This is a genomic window from Mesorhizobium sp. CNPSo 4671, assembly GCF_057784245.1.
The window spans coordinates 165,772-181,070 of the sequence record NZ_JBWLUW010000007.1; the positions used below are offsets into that span (position 1 = coordinate 165,772).

The following is a 15,299-nucleotide window of genomic DNA, read 5'->3' on the forward strand; positions in this document are numbered from 1 at the left end:
AACCGCTGCGATCGAAGGGCTGGGAGCCAATCCATGATAACCAGACGCGGGTTCCTGCGCTTTGTCGGCGGGTCGTTCCTGACCGCTGCCGCGCTCGGCGCCTATGCGGTCGGCATCGAGCCGATGCTTTTGACGCATGTGAAGCGCTACGCGCTGAAGCCGCCGCACTGGCCTGATGGCCTGAAGCTGAGGGTTGTCGCGCTCGCCGACATCCATGCCTGCCGGCCATGGATGTCGCAGGAGCATATTGCCTCGCTCTGCGAACACGCGAACGCGTTGCAGCCGGACGTCATCGTGCTGTTGGGTGACTATATCGCCGGCATGCCTCTGGTGACGGGGCCGGTGACGCCATCGCAATGGGCATCCGCGTTGTCGGGCCTCAAGGCGCCGCTCGGCGTCCTGTCGATCCTTGGTAATCACGATTGGTGGAGCGACGGCTTCGCGCAGCGCGCCGGGGCCGGCCCGACGATTGCGCGCAAGGCCCTCGAGAAGGTCGGTATCCCGGTGCTGGAGAACGATGTCGTGCGCCTGGAGAAGGATGGCCATGGCGTCTGGATCGCCGGCCTGGCCGACCAGCTGGCGCTGCTGCCGACCAGGAAGGGCGACGACTGCAAGGGGCTCGACGACCTCGACGGCACGCTGGCCAAGGTTGGCGATACCGCGCCGATCATCCTGCTTGCCCACGAGCCGGACATTTTCCCGACCGTGCCGTGGCGGGTCTCACTGACCCTGTCGGGTCACACCCATGGCGGGCAGGTGCGGCTGTTCGGCTATTCGCCCGTCGTTCCGTCGCGTTTCGGCAATCGCTACGCCTACGGCCATGTCGTCGAGAACGATCGTAATTTGATCGTCTCCGGCGGGCTCGGCTTCAGCATCATGCCGGTGCGTTTCGGCGTGCGGCCGGAGATCCTGCAGATCGACCTCGGTTAGAATCTTACATTTGGGCATGATCTTGTCCGAAAACTGGGATCCACTTTTCGGGATCATGCCCGGCCTCAGTGAAGCGAGCGGATCACGTCCATCACGTCAGGCTCGGCCTTGTCGCCATTGAAGGCGTCGACGATGCCGAAGGCACCGCCATAGCTCCAGACCGACCATGAGAAGCCGTGCGCTTCGGCGCGTGCGATCATGTCCTTGACATAGGCGGCCCGATACTCGGCCGGCATCACATAAGCATTGCCGTATTCCTGGCGGATCATGCCGAACTCACCCAGCGTGATGTTTTCCGGGTTGATGCCGTTGGCCTCGGCCCATGCCTCGACCTTGTTGAACGGCGCATCCATCAGGCCGAGCAGCTTGTCGGGGCTGTCCATGCTGGCGACCTGTTCGTCGAGATAGGCCAGCAGGCCACTTTGCCGTGTCCACGGCGCCTCGGCCTTGATCCGGGCGCGGATGGTGTCAAGCGTCACGTCGAGCTGCGCCTTCGGCACTGATGTCAGCGGATAGGGCAGGCCGGTCACGTAGGGAATAAAATCGCCGGCCCAGGTCGCGCCCTGATGAGTGAGCAGGAACGGATCGTAGGAATGGAAGGTCCAGATGACATTGTCATCGGGGGTCGCCTTGGGATCGATCTTTTCCAAGGACGAGGCGGCGGAATAGCAGGCGCCGGTCAGCACCAGCGTCAGCTTGGTCGCCGAGGATCGCGCCGCGGCGAACAATTTGCGCTGGCGGTCCGGCCACAGGCTGGTGCCGTCGCTGTCGCAATCGACGATCGGTTCGTTCATCAGCTCGAAGGCGACTTGTCTGGGATCTTCGCTGGCCAAAGTGCGACCCATCTTGCGCACCATGTCGACGTAGCGGTCGAAGGTCTGCGGATCGCCCATCACCTCAGCCATGCCGATCTTACGGCTGCCGCCGGCCCGGATCAGGTGCATATCGACGATCACCTTTAGCCCGGCGCGGTTAATCATGCGCACCGAGTCCAGCACGCCGGCATAGAGGTCGTCACGCAACGCCGTTGTCTGGTCGGACAGGAAGGGTGAGGGATCGACCGGCATGCGCAGGAAGTCGAAGCCAGCCTCCTTCAGCGCCTTAAGGTCGTCGTCTTTGAGGAATTTGCGCCATTCCGGATAGGGCAGGATCGCCTTGGCGTCGCCCCATTGGTCCTCGCCGGGCCAGGTGACCCACTGGTCGAGATTGAGGCCGCGCTTCATCGTAAAAGTCGCCGCCTGGCCGGGCCAAGCCAAAACCATCAGCACAAGCAGCGCCGCCATCAAACGCTTGATCATCGCCGTCAACAGTGCCATCCGATGCCATGTCACGCGCGGAACTGGTGCCTCGTCGAGACTGAAAAAGGAAGCGCAATGGGCGATCATGGTGAATCGGCGACGCTGCTGGCGGGGCTTTCCGGCGCGCTGACGGCGTTCGGCCACCGGCTGATGGCGCGGGTCTATTATGCCGACACCGACTTCTCCGGCGTCGTCTACCACGCGCGCTATCTGGAATTCCTCGAGCGTGGCCGCTCCGACTATCTCAGGCTCACCGGCGTGCATCACACGGAACTCGCCGACGGCAAGCACGGCGAGAAGATCGTGTGGGTGGTGCGCCGCATGGAGATCGACTTCCGCATCCCCGCCCGCATCGACGACATCCTGACCGTCGACACCCGCACCGACACCATTTCCGGCGCGCGCATCTTCATGGCCCAGCAGCTCAAGCGCGGCGACGAAGTGCTGGTCGAAGCCAAGGTCGAGGCGGCGATCATCGGCGAGAACGGCCGGCCGAGGCGTTTTCCCAAGGAATGGGTCGCGGCCTTCATGCCCAAGTCTGGTGTTTCGGCTGGTTGAGCGGATTTGCCCGATAGCCGAGCTTGTAAGCGTCCGAAAGTAGTATGACAGTGTCATACCTTGTGCTACAACGGGTAGGACAAGGAAGCATTCGCCATGAGAACCAGCAAACCCATAAGTGTGACGCTCGGCCGCCAGCAAAGCAGCCTGGACGCCCGCCTGGCGTCGGGAGCGTACGATTCCGCGAGCGAAGTCATGCGTGCCGCGCTTCGCGCTCTTGATCGCGAGGAGCAAGTCATCGCCGCCGTCATGCGAGCCAAGGTGCAGGAGGCGCTCGACGATCCGCGCCCGGATATCCCGGCAGAGGACGTGTTCAAGGAGTTGCGCGAGCACCATGCAGACCGCATGAAGGTCGCCAAGCGTGACGCATAAGGTCGTTTTCAGACCTTCGGCGCGCTCCGACCTCTTTGCCATCTACAATTACATCGAACAGGAAAACGGTGCCGCGCGTGCCGGCGCCTATATCGACCGCATCGAGGCGGCGTGCATGGCGCTATCGACGTTTCCGGAACGCGGCTCCGTTCGCGACGCCATCGGCCCCGGAGTCCGCGTCGTCGGCTTTGAACGGCGCGCGTCGATCCTGTTCCGGGTCGACGCAGAGCAAGTGCTCATCCTGCGTGTCCTCCATGGCGGGCAGGACTACCCCACGGATCACGTGGATGAGACGGACTCCTAAGCAATGGAAGCGCATCGATCTCGTCACCAGGCGCGGCAATGCGCCGCGCCTTATTCACTAACCCATCCTTAACCATAACGGTTCATGAAGAGATTGGTGAAGATTGGCGCCATCCAGCGCCTTCCTTTCACCAATATTTGCCCTGAAAAGGCCGCTAACGGCACGGTTTGGGGCGTCCGGTAGCTTCGTGCGAACCGACCACAAGGGATGCCAGGGGCCAGCCGCCAGCTTCGCCCGGAAATCTTAAGGACGTAACGATGGAAAATATCGCACTCGCCGACCCGGGCGCGCAATTGTCGATTTGGGCGCTGTTCATGCAGGCCAGCTGGGTGGTCAAGCTGGTCATGATCGGGCTGCTCTGCGCCTCGGTGTGGACCTGGGCGATCATCATCGACAAGCTGGTCGCCTATGGCCGCATGCGGCTGGCGCTGAACCGCTTCGAGCAAGTCTTCTGGTCCGGGCAATCGCTGGAAGAGCTCTACCGTACCCTTGCCGACCGTAAAACCAGCGGCATGGGCGCCATTTTCGTCGCCGCGATGCGCGAGTGGAAGAAGAGCTTCGAGAAGGGCGCCAAGACCCCGCTCGGGCTGCAGACCCGCATCGACAAGGCGATGGACCTTGCGCTGACCCGCGAGATGGAGAAGCTGGAGGGCCGCCTCGGCTTCCTCGCCACCACGGGGTCGGCAGCCCCCTTCATCGGCCTGTTCGGCACGGTCATTGGCATCATGACCTCCTTCCAGGCCATTGCCGGCTCCAAGAACACCAGCCTCGCGGTGGTTGCGCCCGGCATCGCCGAAGCGCTGCTGGCGACGGCCATCGGCCTGCTCGCCGCCATCCCGGCCGTCATCGCCTATAACAAGCTGTCATCGGACGCGAGCAAGATCGCGGTGCGCATGGAAGGGTTCTCCGACGAGTTCTCCGCCATACTCTCGCGCCAAATCGATGAAAAAGTCGCGCCGAAGGCCTGAGGAGTAGCTGATGGGTATGTCCGTAGGCATGGCGGGACGCGGCGGGCGCGGCCACAGGCGGCGCGGCCGCCACCATGGGCTGATGTCCGAGATCAACGTCACGCCGATGGTCGACGTGATGCTGGTGCTGCTGATCATCTTCATGGTTGCGGCACCGATGTTGACAGTCGGCGTGCCGATCGACCTGCCTGACACGCAGGCCAAGGCGATGAATGCCGATACGCAGCCGATCACCGTCTCGATCGATGCCACGGGCAAGATATTCCTGCAGGAAACCGAGATCCCGATCGAGGAGCTGGTGGCCAAGCTACAGGCGATCTCGAAGACCGGCTACGAGGAGCGCATCTTCATCCGTGGTGACAAGTCCACCGACTATGGCACGGCAATGAAGGTGATGGCCCGCATTTCGGCCGCCGGCTACAAGAATATCGGCCTGGTTTCGCTGCAGGAACAGGATCAATAGACGCGAGATGAAGACCGGCCTCACCACATCGGTGATCTTACATACGGCGGTGCTGGCCTTCGGCCTGTTCACGCTGTCGGCGCCGGCAGCGCTTCCGTCCGCCGATGTCGAGTCCGTCGCGGTCGATATCGTGCCGATGGAAGCCATTGCGCAGACGCTGCAGGGCGACAAGAAGGCCGTGATGCATGAAAAGCCGGCGCCGCTGCCGACGCAGCGTCCGGACATCGTGCCGGCTTCGCAGAAGATCGGCGAAAACAGCGTCGACACCGACAAGCCGATAACGCCGGAGGCCAAACCGAAGCCGGTCGACACGACCTCGGCTCCGCCGCCGGCGCCGACTCCGAAAGAAAAGCCGAAGACCGAGGACGTGCCGAAGCCGCAGGAAAAGCCGAAGCCCATTCCGGCGACGGAAGTGGCGCCGGCGCCGACGCCCAAGGAAGAGGTCAAGCCCGAGCCGGTCAAGCAGACCGAGCCCAAGCCGACGCCGGCCAAGCCGGCGCCGACCCCGCCGCCGCAGGACAAGACCGCGGCAATAGATCCGACGCCCGAGGTCAAGCCGGATGCCGTCGCCGAGGCCATAGCCAAGGATCCGCCGACCGAAGAGACGCAATTGCCGAGTTCGGCGCCGGCACCTGAGGCACGGCCGAAGCCGCAGCCGGCCCAGGCTGAAAGCGCCAAGGCGCCGGAACGCAAGGATGCCGACAAGCCGGTCAAGGAAGCCTCGTCGAAACCGAAATCCGACGACAAGCAGTTCAACGCTGCCGAGATCTCCGCTCTCCTCGACAAGCAGAAGCCATCCGGCGGCGGCGCCAAGCGCTCGACACAGCAGGCCTCGCTCGGCGGCGACAAGGATCAGGGCCAGAAGTTGTCGAAGTCGGAGCAGGGCGCCCTGGAAAGCCAGTTGGGCGGTTGCTGGACCTTGCCGGTCGGGCTGGAAGGCTCGGAAAATTTCGTCGTCGTCGTGCGCTTCAACCTGGACAACTCCGGCAAGCTCGACGGACGCCCGTCCGTCGAAAAGTCGAGCGGCAACCGGCAGTTCGATGAAAGCGCGGTTCGCGCGGTTCAGAAATGCGACGTGGCCGGCCTGCAGGTTCCTGCCGGCAAACAGGATATCTGGAACGACATCCGGGTCACTTTCGATCCAAGGGAGATGCTCGGCCTTTAGGCCTGGCGTCAACCCAATCAGAGAAGAGAAGCGAGAAGATATGAGATCTTTCCTCAAGCCGCTCCTGACGATTGCAGCCATGGCGCTGGGCATGACGGCCGTAATCCCCATGCCGGCATGGGCGCTCGTCGAGCTCAACGTCAACAAGGGCAATGTCGAGCCGCTGCCGATCGCCATCACGGATTTCCAGGGTGGCGACGCGCTTGGCGCCCAGATATCCCAGATCGTCACTGCTGATCTGAAGCGTTCCGGCCTATTCGCGCCGATAGACAAGAGCGCCTTCATCGAGAAGATCTCAAACCCGGACGCAGCCCCCCGCTTCGACGACTGGAAGGTGATCAATGCCCAGGCGCTGGTGACCGGCAGTGTCAGCAAGGAAGCCGATGGCCGCATCCGCGCGCAGTACCGGCTTTGGGACACTTTTGCGGGACAGCAGATGGCCGGCGAGCAGTTCTTCGCCAATGATGCCAACCAGCGTCGTGTCGCCCACATCATCGCCGACGCCATCTATGAGCGGCTGACCGGCGAGAAGGGTTATTTCGATACGCGCGTGGTGTTCATCGACGAGTCCGGCGCCAAGAATGCGCGCAAGAAGCGCCTGGCTATCATGGACCAGGACGGCGCCAATGTCCGCTATCTCTCGGATGGCCGCTCGATCGTGCTGACGCCGCGTTTCTCGCCGAACAGGCAGGAAATCACCTACATGTCGTATGAAAGCGGCCAGCCGCGCGTCTATCTCCTGCAGATCGAGACCGGGCAGCGCGAACTGGTCGGCAATTTCCCGGGCATGACGTTCGCGCCGCGCTTCTCGCCCGACGGCCAGAAGGTGATCATGAGCCTGCTGCGCGACGACGGCAATTCCAACATCTTCGCCATGGATCTGCGCAGCCGCTCGACGACGCGGCTGACCAACTCGACCGCCATCGACACCTCGCCCTCCTATTCGCCTGACGGCAGCAAGGTGGTGTTCACCTCTGACCGCGGCGGCCGCGCGCAGATCTATGTGATGGGCGCCGACGGCTCGGGCCAGACCCGCATCTCCTTCGGCGATGGCGTCTATTCGACGCCGGTGTGGTCGCCGCGCGGCGATCTCATCGCCTTCACCAAGCAGACCGGCGGCGAATTCCAGATCGGCGTCATGAAGACGGACGGCTCGGGAGAGCGCATCCTGTCGTCCGGCTTCCAGCAGGAAGGGCCGACCTGGGCGCCGAACGGCCGCGTGCTGATGTTCTTCCGCGACTCCAATGGCGGCCCGAAGCTGGTTTCGGTCGACCTCACCGGCCGCAACGAACAGCCAATCCCGACCTCGAATTTCGCGTCCGACCCGGCCTGGTCGCCGCTGTTGGAATAGCAGGGGAATTGAGGCACTGGGGAATTGAAGAACTGGGGAATTGAAGAATTGAAGTGATGGAGAAGGTGGGGAGCTACATTCAACGGGCCAGGGACCTGGAGGTCTACAAGCGGGCTTATGTGGTTTCTCTTGGCGTCCATAAGGCCACGCTCGCTTTTCCGAGGATTGAGCAATATGCACTGGCCGATCAGTTGCGTCGTTCCAGCAAGGGAATCTGCGCCAATCTGGCTGAAGGATTTGCCAAGCAGGCCCCCTCCAAGGCCGAATTCGCGCGATTCATCTCGATGGCCCTGGGGTCATGCAGCGAGGTCGAGACGTGGATTTCTTACGCATTCGACCTTGGGTACATCACGCAGGCGCAACTGGATGAATGGCTGCAATCCTATGCCCAGATCTATGGGATGCTGGTGAATCTGAGGGAGAAGCTGAAGTGATTTGTCGCTTCTTTTCTTCAATTCCCCAGTTCTTCAATTCCTCACTTTCCATGCCTTCGTCGCGTTTTGGCCGTATTTCCGCCTAGGGTCCGCGCCAACTGTGGCCTTGGATCAAGAGGTTGCGGGCGGGCAGCTAAACCAATTTTTAACCGTGTTTCTTGAATGCCGGTTAACCCAAACGTGGTTACTGGGTGATCAACGAAATCACTCGAATACGATCACTCGAAATACGAAGGAGAGGCGGCATGGGCCGTATCGCAGCACTTACCAGAAACCCGGCCATGATCGCGCTGGTGGCGATGCTCGCCATCACCGGTTGCGCCTCGAAGAAGACGCCGAACAACGCCGCGGACCTTGGCCTCAACGGCGCCGGTGCCGCAACGCCCGGTTCGGCGCAGGATTTCACCGTCAACATCGGCGACCGCATCTTCTTCGACACGGACTCGACCTCGATCCGGGCTGACGCACAGCAGACGCTTTCACGCCAGGCGCAGTGGCTGAACCAGTACAAGCAGTACGCCATCGTCGTCGAAGGTCATGCCGACGAGCGCGGCACGCGCGAATACAATCTGGCGCTCGGTGCCCGCCGCGCCGCCGCCACCCGCGACTTCCTGGTCTCCAAGGGCGTCGCCTCCAGCCGCCTGAAGACGATTTCCTACGGCAAGGAACGTCCGGTCGCTGTCTGCGACGACATCTCCTGCTGGTCGCAGAACCGCCGCGCCGTCACCACGCTCAGCGGCGCCGGTTCCTGATCGGCAAAAATACAACACAGCTTCGCGAAAGGCGGCCTCCGGGCCGCCTTTTTCATATCTGGGTGTCCGAAACAAAATTTGGCCGAAGTCTCGCGCCCTGCTATGAGCCGAGGGCGCTTGGCTGGTCCCACTCTGGTTGGAAGGCGCGAAACAGACCAACGACACACGGCGAGAGGCACATGCATTTGAGATCGGTTCTGGGCGGCACGCTTGCGCTGCTGCTCCTTTCAGGCGTCACAGCCCTGGGGGCTAGCGGCACGGGGCAATCAACCGACAGCGGGTTTTCCTTCCATCTGCCCAGCATCGAATTGCCGAAGCTCTTCGGTGAAAAGAAGAACCCGGATCAGGTTCAGATGGTGCAGTCCGATCCTACTGCCGTCACAAGCCTGGAAGACCAACTGCGCCAGATGAACGGCAAGATCGAGGAACTTAATTTCCAGGTCCTGCAGATGCAGGAGCAAATCCGCAAGCAGCAGGAAGACAACGAGTTCCGCTTCCAGCAACTGGAAGGCGGCTCGCAGGGCGGACAGGCGCCAGCGGCGCCGAAGAAGAAGTCCGACGCAACCACTGACACCAACACCGACATGGCCGCGGTCCCGGCAACGCAGGCACCGGCCGATGCCGGTGCCGCGCCCGCCGATGCCGGCGCTGCTGCATCCTCTGGGGGCAAGACGGTCGAGGACGTCATCGTCGAATCACCTGATGGCGATCCAGGCAAGGTGATCCCGGGCACCGGCGCGCCAGAAAAGACCTTTGGTTCCATCACCGTCGACAAGAACGGCAATGTGATCGATGCCGGCGGCAACACCCAGTCGACCGCGCCGACGCAAGATATTGCCCCGGCCACCAAGGCACCGGCCAAGGCCGGCAAGTCCAGTGGCACGATCGTCGCGGCGCTGCCTTCCACCAAGGACCCGGAAGAGCTCTACCGCAATTCCTATCAGTTCATCCTGTCGGGCGATTACAGCACCGCCGAACAGGGTTTCCGCGATCATATCTCACGCTTCCCCAAGGATGCCAAGACGGCGGACGCGCATTACTGGCTGGGTGAATCGCTGCTTGGCCAGCAGAAATACCGCGACGCAGCCGAAGTCTTCCTCGCCGCCAGCAAGGATTACCCGAAGGCCAAGAAGGCGCCCGACATGCTGTTGAAGCTCGGCGTGTCGCTGGTCGGTCTCAAGCAGCACGATGTTGCCTGCGCCACCTTCAGCGAAGTCGGCAAGCGCTACCCCGATATCTCCAATGCACTCAAGGAACGCGTCAAGCAGGAGAAGGCTCTGGCTGCGTGCTGATTTTTCCTAGGCATGTCTTATTCCCAAAGCTGGGACCACTTTTGGTCGACATGCGTTGATGCTCGACACCGAGCCTGATCTTTCGACCGGACTTTTTTCGCATATCGATTTTACCCACGGCGCCGTCGCGGCCGTGTCCGGCGGCAGCGACTCGACCGCCCTGCTTCTTCTTCTCAAACAGCATCTCGACCGAACCGCGCCGTCCGCGAAGCTGCTGGCAGCGACGGTCGACCATGGCTTGCGGCAGGGCTCGGCAGCCGAGGCGCAAGCTGTAGCGAAGCTTTGCCTGGAGCGTGGCATTGCCCACCGCACCCTGGTCTGGGCCGGAAGCAAACCATCGACTGGTCTGCCGGCGGCGGCGCGGGAAGCGCGCTACCATTTGCTGGCACAGGCGGCGCGCGCGGAAGGCATCGGCCTGATCGTGACCGGCCACACCGCCGACGACCAGGCCGAGACGGTGCTGATGCGGCAGGCGCGGGATAAGGGCCGAGAGTTTGCCTTCATGGCGGGCCGCGGGATTGCCGGCATGGCGCCGGCCACCCTTTATGACTGGCGCGAGTGGATCGTTCGCCCGCTTCTGGGCACGCGGCGCTCGGCGCTTCGCGATTTCTTGCGGCGTGAGCATGTCGGCTGGGCCGATGATCCGACCAATATCGACGAGGCCTTCGAGCGGCCGCGTGTGCGCGCCGCTGTTGCCGGCGAAACTGTCGGGCGTATCGAGGATGTGCTGCTGCTCGCCGGGCAGGCCGCCGTCGAACGCAGGCAGCTTGGCGCCGGCGCCGCCGATCTGATCCATCGCTTCGCCAGCCAGCCAGCCATCGGCCTCATCCGCCTCGATCCCGCTCTGCTGACCGTGGACGACAATCGGGCGGCCATCTACGCGTTGCGTATCCTGCTGGGCACCGCCGGCGGCGTTGCCTTTCTGCCGGACCAGGCGCGTAGCGAGGCATTGTTCGGCCGGCTGAAGGCCGGATTTCTTTGCGCCACATTGTCGCGGACCGTGGTCGATTTCCGGCGTGCCGGCCTCTTCATGCGCCGCGAGGCGCGGGGTTTGCCGCAGGCTGCCACGGTCGCCGACAACACCGTGTGGGACGGCCGCCGCCACATCACATTGAACGACAGGTCAGGCGTATTGTTGATCGCTCCGTTGGGTGCGGCAGCAGCGAAGCGGCTGGCGGTCGATGATGGAGAAACTCCGGCGAGCCTGATGCGCGCCGCTTTGGCTGCGGAACCGGCATCGCGGCAAGCCCTTGAAAATCCTCGTCTGCCGCAGGGCGAACCGGGGTCGCCAGGGTTCGCGGTACGGCCGGTCGTGTCGCCTTTTGCCCGCTTCCTGCCGTCCTTCGATCTGGCGCCGGCGCGGGCCGCAGCAGGGCTGATCGGAGCGTCACCGCTTCCCGCTCCGCCATTGCGCGGCCACAGTGCCGATTGATGGTGGTCGAAAGCTTAACCCAGACGTGCTGTTCTGCTTGGCAAGGGGAGACGCTCTCCCTATGTTAGGCCCAAGTTTCCTCTCATGATGCTGTCCGCGTGCGGACGCCAACGGGACAATTGATGAATCCGAACTATCGCAATCTCGCGCTCTGGGCGATCATAGCGGTCCTGCTCATCGCGCTTTTCAATCTGTTCCAGACGCCGCAGACGCGCGGGGCTTCGAGCGATGTGCCTTATTCGCAGTTCCTGCAGGATGTCGCGGCCGGCCGGGTCAAGACGGTGACCATTGCGGGCGCACGCATCACCGGCACCTACACCGACAATTCCACCAGCTTCCAGACCTATTCGCCCGGCGATCCCCAGCTGGTCTCGCGGCTGCAGGACAAGAACGTGACCATCAATGCGCGGCCTGAGACCGACGGTTCCAATTCGCTGTTCGGCTACCTGATCTCGTGGCTGCCGATGATCCTGATCCTCGGCGTCTGGATATTCTTCATGCGCCAGATGCAGTCCGGATCCGGGCGTGCGATGGGTTTTGGCAAGTCGAAAGCCAAGCTTCTGACGGAGGCGCATGGCCGCGTCACCTTCCAGGATGTCGCCGGCGTCGACGAGGCCAAGGAAGATTTGGAAGAGATCGTCGAATTCCTGCGCGATCCGCAGAAGTTCCAGCGCCTCGGCGGCAAGATTCCGCGCGGCGTGCTTTTGGTCGGCCCTCCCGGCACCGGCAAGACGCTGCTCGCCCGCTCGGTCGCCGGCGAAGCCAACGTGCCGTTCTTCACCATTTCCGGTTCGGACTTCGTCGAGATGTTCGTCGGCGTCGGCGCGAGCCGCGTGCGTGACATGTTCGACCAGGCCAAGAAGAATGCCCCCTGCATCATCTTCATCGACGAAATCGACGCCGTCGGCCGCCATCGCGGCGCCGGCCTCGGCGGCGGCAATGACGAGCGCGAGCAGACGCTGAACCAGCTGCTGGTCGAGATGGATGGTTTCGAATCCAACGAAAGCATCATCCTGATCGCAGCCACCAACCGCCCCGACGTGCTCGATCCTGCGCTGCTCAGGCCGGGCCGTTTCGACCGCCAGGTGGTGGTGCCGAACCCCGACATCGTCGGCCGCGAGAAGATCCTCAAGGTGCATGTGCGCAACGTGCCGCTGGCGCCCAATGTCGACCTCAAGGTCGTGGCACGTGGCACGCCGGGCTTCTCCGGCGCCGACCTGATGAACCTGGTCAACGAATCCGCGCTGATGGCGGCGCGGCGCAACAAGCGCCTCGTCACCATGGCCGAGTTCGAGGACGCCAAGGACAAGATCATGATGGGCGCCGAGCGCCGTTCGTCGGCCATGACCCAGGCCGAGAAGGAGCTGACCGCCTATCACGAGGCCGGCCACGCCATACTGGCGCTCAACGTGCCGTCGGCCGATCCGCTGCACAAGGCCACCATCATCCCGCGTGGCCGGGCGCTCGGCATGGTCATGCAGTTGCCGGAAGGCGACCGCTATTCGATGAGCTATAAGTACATGATCTCGCGCCTCGCAATCATGATGGGCGGCCGCGTCGCCGAGGAGTTCAAGTTCGGCAAGGAGAACATCACCTCGGGCGCTTCCTCCGATATCGAGCAGGCAACCAAGCTGGCGCGCGCCATGGTCACGCGCTGGGGCTTCTCCGACAAGCTCGGCCACGTCGCCTATGGCGACAACCAGGAGGAGGTGTTCCTCGGCCATTCGGTGGCGCGTACGCAGAACATCTCGGAAGAGACCGCGCAGATCATCGACGCCGAAGTGCGCCGCCTGATCGACGAGGCCTATTCGACGGCAAAGTCCATCCTGACCAAGAAGAAGAAGGAATGGATCGCGCTGGCCCAGGGCCTGCTCGAATACGAGACGCTGTCGGGCGACGAGATCAAGCAGCTGATCGCCGGCGAGAAGCCGGCGCGCGACCTTGGCGACGACACGCCGCCCAGCCGTGGCTCGGCCGTGCCGAAGTCCGGCGGCCGCCGCAAGAAGGGCCCAGAGCCCGAAGGCGGCATGGAGCCACAGCCGTCGAGCTAGACCAGGGCGGTTCACCGTTTCACCGAACGCAGAAGCGCTCTACTATTTCGTTTGACGCTATTCCCGACGGGATTCAGGCGACGCGCTTCAAGTCTTTGTTTTTATGCATGTCGTTGTCCCCAAAACTGAACCACTTTTGGGCGACATTGCCTCAGGAGACGCACCGGACGTACGTTGGAGCGTCATCCTCGGCTTGTCGCGAGGACCTGCCAACGCAACCGAGTTGGCGGTTGCCAACTCATACCGGCGCCCAGATGTCGCCCGACAGCAGATCCTCGCGACAAGCCGAGGATGACGGCCCAACGTCTGCAGGAAAAACGGTGAATTGTTTATCTGCTGTATTCGACTTTTATGATTCAGCTTTCAGCCGCGCATTGCACAGGCTGTAATAACCGCCGCCCTTCTGGATCCAGCGAAGGCCGTTCAACGTACCCGCCTCCTTGTTGCCGTGATAACCCTGCAGGCAGGTCTTCATCCGCGCCTTCGCGGGCTTTTCGGTCTTGAACTCGGCAGCGAGGGTAGTCGGGAATGTCACGCCCGCCGGCGCTACAGTGGGGGCGACCGCCGCGCCGTTTTCCTTTTTCGGCTGCAGCGCGGTTTTGACGGCGTCCGAGCTGACACTCTCCGCAGCGGACGTCGCGCATTTCTCCTTGCGGAAAGCGGCCCAGTCCATGCCGTTCAGAGTGCCGCCTTCCTTGGCTGCCCGATAGGTCTCGCCGCATTCCTTCATCGTCAGTGCGCTTGCAGGGGCGACGCCCCACGCAACCAATGCCGTCACAGCCAATACCGCCAACTTCAAACTGGACATAAGACCCTCCTGGTTGATAGTGAGTTCGATGTCTTTTTGTATACTGTTTGTTCCGTATATGTTCAATCGGAATCTTTGCGAGCTACTCATAAAGCCTGCCGGTGGGAAGTGTGGGCGGGTTGATGATGCCGGTCGCTCCCGACACATGCAGATGCGAGCGGAGCCGCAAGCGTCTTCGCGCGCAACAAACGCGCAACAAAAAGGCCCGCGCATCTCACGATGCGCGGGCCTTCCTTCTTCGAATAACTAGGCGATCAGCCTTTCAGCTTGGCGTTGCACAGGCTGTAGAAGCCGCCGCCCTTCTGGATCCACTTCAGGCCGCCAAGCGCATTGGCGTCCTTGAGGACATAGTACTGGTCGAGACAGGTATGCATGCGGCCCTTTCCGGGGGTCTCGCTGGCATATTTCGGCGAGATCGCGGATGGGAAGGTGACGCCCTTGGGCGCAACCGTCGTCGGCTTTGCCGGCTCCTTGGTGTAATTTGCTTCACTCGGAGCAGGCACGCTGTCGTCATCCGAGGCAGCGGCGCCGCATTCGGCCTTGCGGAAGTCGTTCCACTTCTGGCCCTTCAGCGTGTTGGCCGTCTTGGCAGCCTGGTACTTGGCGCTGCACTCGGCCATCGTCAGGCCCTTGCCGTCGGCGGCAGCCGCGGCGGCCTTGGTGGTTGCCGGCTTGGTGGTGTCGGCGGCGGCGGATGCGCCGGCGGCGCATTCAGCCTTGCGGAAGTCGTTCCACTTCATGCCGTTCAACGTGCCGGCGGCCTTTGCCGCCTGGTACTTGGCGCTGCATTCCTTGGCCGTCAGGCCCTTGGCCGTGCTGTCGGCCGCCGCGGCCGCAGGCTTGGCGGCCTTGGCCGGCTTGGTTTCGGCAGCCTTGGTCGTTGCCGGCTTGGTGTCCGTGGTGGCCGCGGCGTCGGTGCCGCACTGTGCCTTGCGGAACTGGTTCCAGGTCTGTCCGGCAAGTGTCCCCGCATCCTTGGCGGCGTTATACTTCGTGCTGCATTCGGCCATGGTCAACGCGTTGGCTGGCGCAGCCAGGAACAACGTCGCTACGGCAAGGCCGGTCAAAGTGGCAAGTCGGTGGATGAGCATAGCGTTTCTCCGTTGCAGCAGCCCATTATA

At 62.8% G+C, this 15,299-nt stretch carries 16 protein-coding genes; 13 read left to right on the top strand and 3 right to left on the bottom strand.

What is annotated here, in order from left to right:
• Positions 1-33: 33 nt before the first annotated feature.
• Entirely contained in the window at positions 34-930 is an 897-nt protein-coding gene (locus AC04SF_RS20615) for a metallophosphoesterase (protein WP_488479300.1), read from the top strand.
• Between the two features lie 65 nt (positions 931-995).
• Here AC04SF_RS20615 and AC04SF_RS20620 read toward each other — a convergent pair whose 3' ends face one another.
• Positions 996-2,246, bottom strand: a complete 1,251-nt coding sequence (locus AC04SF_RS20620) for a glycoside hydrolase family 5 protein (protein ID WP_488479301.1) — start codon at positions 2,244-2,246, stop codon at positions 996-998.
• A 57-nt stretch (positions 2,247-2,303) separates the two neighbouring features.
• Between AC04SF_RS20620 and ybgC the strand changes: the two genes are divergently transcribed.
• The 12 genes from ybgC (at position 2,304) to ftsH (ending at position 13,370) form a co-directional block, all read left to right on the top strand.
• A complete protein-coding gene (gene ybgC / locus AC04SF_RS20625) occupies positions 2,304-2,786 on the top strand; it encodes a tol-pal system-associated acyl-CoA thioesterase (protein WP_488479302.1) in 483 nt (160 codons plus the stop codon).
• Between the two features lie 96 nt (positions 2,787-2,882).
• Positions 2,883-3,158, top strand: coding sequence for a type II toxin-antitoxin system ParD family antitoxin (locus tag AC04SF_RS20630; RefSeq protein WP_488479303.1), 276 nt, complete (start codon positions 2,883-2,885; stop codon positions 3,156-3,158).
• Positions 3,148-3,462 (top strand): type II toxin-antitoxin system RelE/ParE family toxin, encoded by a 315-nt coding sequence (locus AC04SF_RS20635; protein ID WP_488479304.1) that lies wholly within the window; start codon positions 3,148-3,150, stop codon positions 3,460-3,462. The genes AC04SF_RS20630 and AC04SF_RS20635 overlap by 11 nt, the downstream gene beginning before the upstream one ends.
• A 257-nt stretch (positions 3,463-3,719) precedes the next feature.
• Positions 3,720-4,430, top strand: coding sequence for a protein TolQ (gene tolQ, locus AC04SF_RS20640; RefSeq protein ID WP_475456308.1), 711 nt, complete (start codon positions 3,720-3,722; stop codon positions 4,428-4,430).
• Positions 4,431-4,440: 10 nt separating this feature from the next.
• The gene (tolR, locus tag AC04SF_RS20645; RefSeq protein WP_454579258.1) at positions 4,441-4,893 is read left to right on the top strand and encodes a protein TolR; all 453 of its coding nucleotides are present in this window, start codon (positions 4,441-4,443) and stop codon (positions 4,891-4,893) included.
• Between the two features lie 7 nt (positions 4,894-4,900).
• Positions 4,901-6,058: a cell envelope integrity protein TolA gene (gene tolA, locus AC04SF_RS20650; RefSeq protein WP_096451197.1), complete on the top strand. Its 1,158-nt coding sequence runs from the start codon at positions 4,901-4,903 to the stop codon at positions 6,056-6,058.
• Positions 6,059-6,098: 40 nt separating this feature from the next.
• On the top strand, positions 6,099-7,409 hold the full coding sequence (tolB, locus tag AC04SF_RS20655; RefSeq protein WP_488479305.1) for a Tol-Pal system beta propeller repeat protein TolB: 1,311 nt from the start codon (positions 6,099-6,101) through the stop codon (positions 7,407-7,409).
• Positions 7,410-7,465: 56 nt separating this feature from the next.
• On the top strand, positions 7,466-7,843 hold the full coding sequence (locus tag AC04SF_RS20660) for a four helix bundle protein (RefSeq protein ID WP_488479458.1): 378 nt from the start codon (positions 7,466-7,468) through the stop codon (positions 7,841-7,843).
• Positions 7,844-8,088: 245 nt separating this feature from the next.
• Complete coding sequence (gene pal, locus AC04SF_RS20665) at positions 8,089-8,595, top strand: peptidoglycan-associated lipoprotein Pal (RefSeq protein WP_095201157.1); 507 nt, start codon at positions 8,089-8,091, stop codon at positions 8,593-8,595.
• Positions 8,596-8,774: 179 nt separating this feature from the next.
• Positions 8,775-9,887 (top strand): tol-pal system protein YbgF, encoded by a 1,113-nt coding sequence (ybgF, locus tag AC04SF_RS20670; protein ID WP_488479306.1) that lies wholly within the window; start codon positions 8,775-8,777, stop codon positions 9,885-9,887.
• Positions 9,888-9,945: 58 nt separating this feature from the next.
• Complete coding sequence (gene tilS, locus AC04SF_RS20675; protein WP_488479307.1) at positions 9,946-11,319, top strand: tRNA lysidine(34) synthetase TilS; 1,374 nt, start codon at positions 9,946-9,948, stop codon at positions 11,317-11,319.
• Between the two features lie 122 nt (positions 11,320-11,441).
• On the top strand, positions 11,442-13,370 hold the full coding sequence (gene ftsH, locus AC04SF_RS20680; protein ID WP_095201160.1) for an ATP-dependent zinc metalloprotease FtsH: 1,929 nt from the start codon (positions 11,442-11,444) through the stop codon (positions 13,368-13,370).
• 349 nt (positions 13,371-13,719) lie between these two features.
• Here the strand turns inward: ftsH and AC04SF_RS20685 are convergent, their stop codons facing one another.
• Both AC04SF_RS20685 and AC04SF_RS20690 read right to left on the bottom strand, forming a co-directional pair.
• On the bottom strand, positions 13,720-14,178 hold the full coding sequence (locus tag AC04SF_RS20685; protein ID WP_488479308.1) for a hypothetical protein: 459 nt from the start codon (positions 14,176-14,178) through the stop codon (positions 13,720-13,722).
• A gap of 254 nt (positions 14,179-14,432) precedes the next feature.
• Positions 14,433-15,269 carry a hypothetical protein gene (locus AC04SF_RS20690; protein ID WP_488479309.1) on the bottom strand — a complete coding sequence of 279 codons (837 nt, stop codon included), beginning with the start codon at positions 15,267-15,269 and terminating at the stop codon, positions 14,433-14,435.
• Between the last annotated feature and the right edge of the window lie 30 nt (positions 15,270-15,299).

Bases quoted from the DNA above. Each gene is read 5' to 3' on its own strand.
- AC04SF_RS20690 (WP_488479309.1), bottom strand. From the start codon at position 15,269: ATGCTCATCCACCGACTTGCCACTTTGACCGGCCTTGCCGTAGCGACG.
- pal (WP_095201157.1), top strand. From the start codon at position 8,089: ATGGGCCGTATCGCAGCACTTACCAGAAACCCGGCCATGATCGCGCTG.
- tilS (WP_488479307.1), top strand. From the start codon at position 9,946: ATGCTCGACACCGAGCCTGATCTTTCGACCGGACTTTTTTCGCATATC.
- tolB (WP_488479305.1), top strand. From the start codon at position 6,099: ATGAGATCTTTCCTCAAGCCGCTCCTGACGATTGCAGCCATGGCGCTG.
- tolR (WP_454579258.1), top strand. From the start codon at position 4,441: ATGGGTATGTCCGTAGGCATGGCGGGACGCGGCGGGCGCGGCCACAGG.
- ybgF (WP_488479306.1), top strand. From the start codon at position 8,775: ATGCATTTGAGATCGGTTCTGGGCGGCACGCTTGCGCTGCTGCTCCTT.
- AC04SF_RS20620 (WP_488479301.1), bottom strand. From the start codon at position 2,246: ATGGCACTGTTGACGGCGATGATCAAGCGTTTGATGGCGGCGCTGCTT.
- tolQ (WP_475456308.1), top strand. From the start codon at position 3,720: ATGGAAAATATCGCACTCGCCGACCCGGGCGCGCAATTGTCGATTTGG.
- tolA (WP_096451197.1), top strand. From the start codon at position 4,901: ATGAAGACCGGCCTCACCACATCGGTGATCTTACATACGGCGGTGCTG.
- ybgC (WP_488479302.1), top strand. From the start codon at position 2,304: ATGGGCGATCATGGTGAATCGGCGACGCTGCTGGCGGGGCTTTCCGGC.
- ftsH (WP_095201160.1), top strand. From the start codon at position 11,442: ATGAATCCGAACTATCGCAATCTCGCGCTCTGGGCGATCATAGCGGTC.
- AC04SF_RS20660 (WP_488479458.1), top strand. From the start codon at position 7,466: ATGGAGAAGGTGGGGAGCTACATTCAACGGGCCAGGGACCTGGAGGTC.
- AC04SF_RS20685 (WP_488479308.1), bottom strand. From the start codon at position 14,178: ATGTCCAGTTTGAAGTTGGCGGTATTGGCTGTGACGGCATTGGTTGCG.
- AC04SF_RS20630 (WP_488479303.1), top strand. From the start codon at position 2,883: ATGAGAACCAGCAAACCCATAAGTGTGACGCTCGGCCGCCAGCAAAGC.
- AC04SF_RS20615 (WP_488479300.1), top strand. From the start codon at position 34: ATGATAACCAGACGCGGGTTCCTGCGCTTTGTCGGCGGGTCGTTCCTG.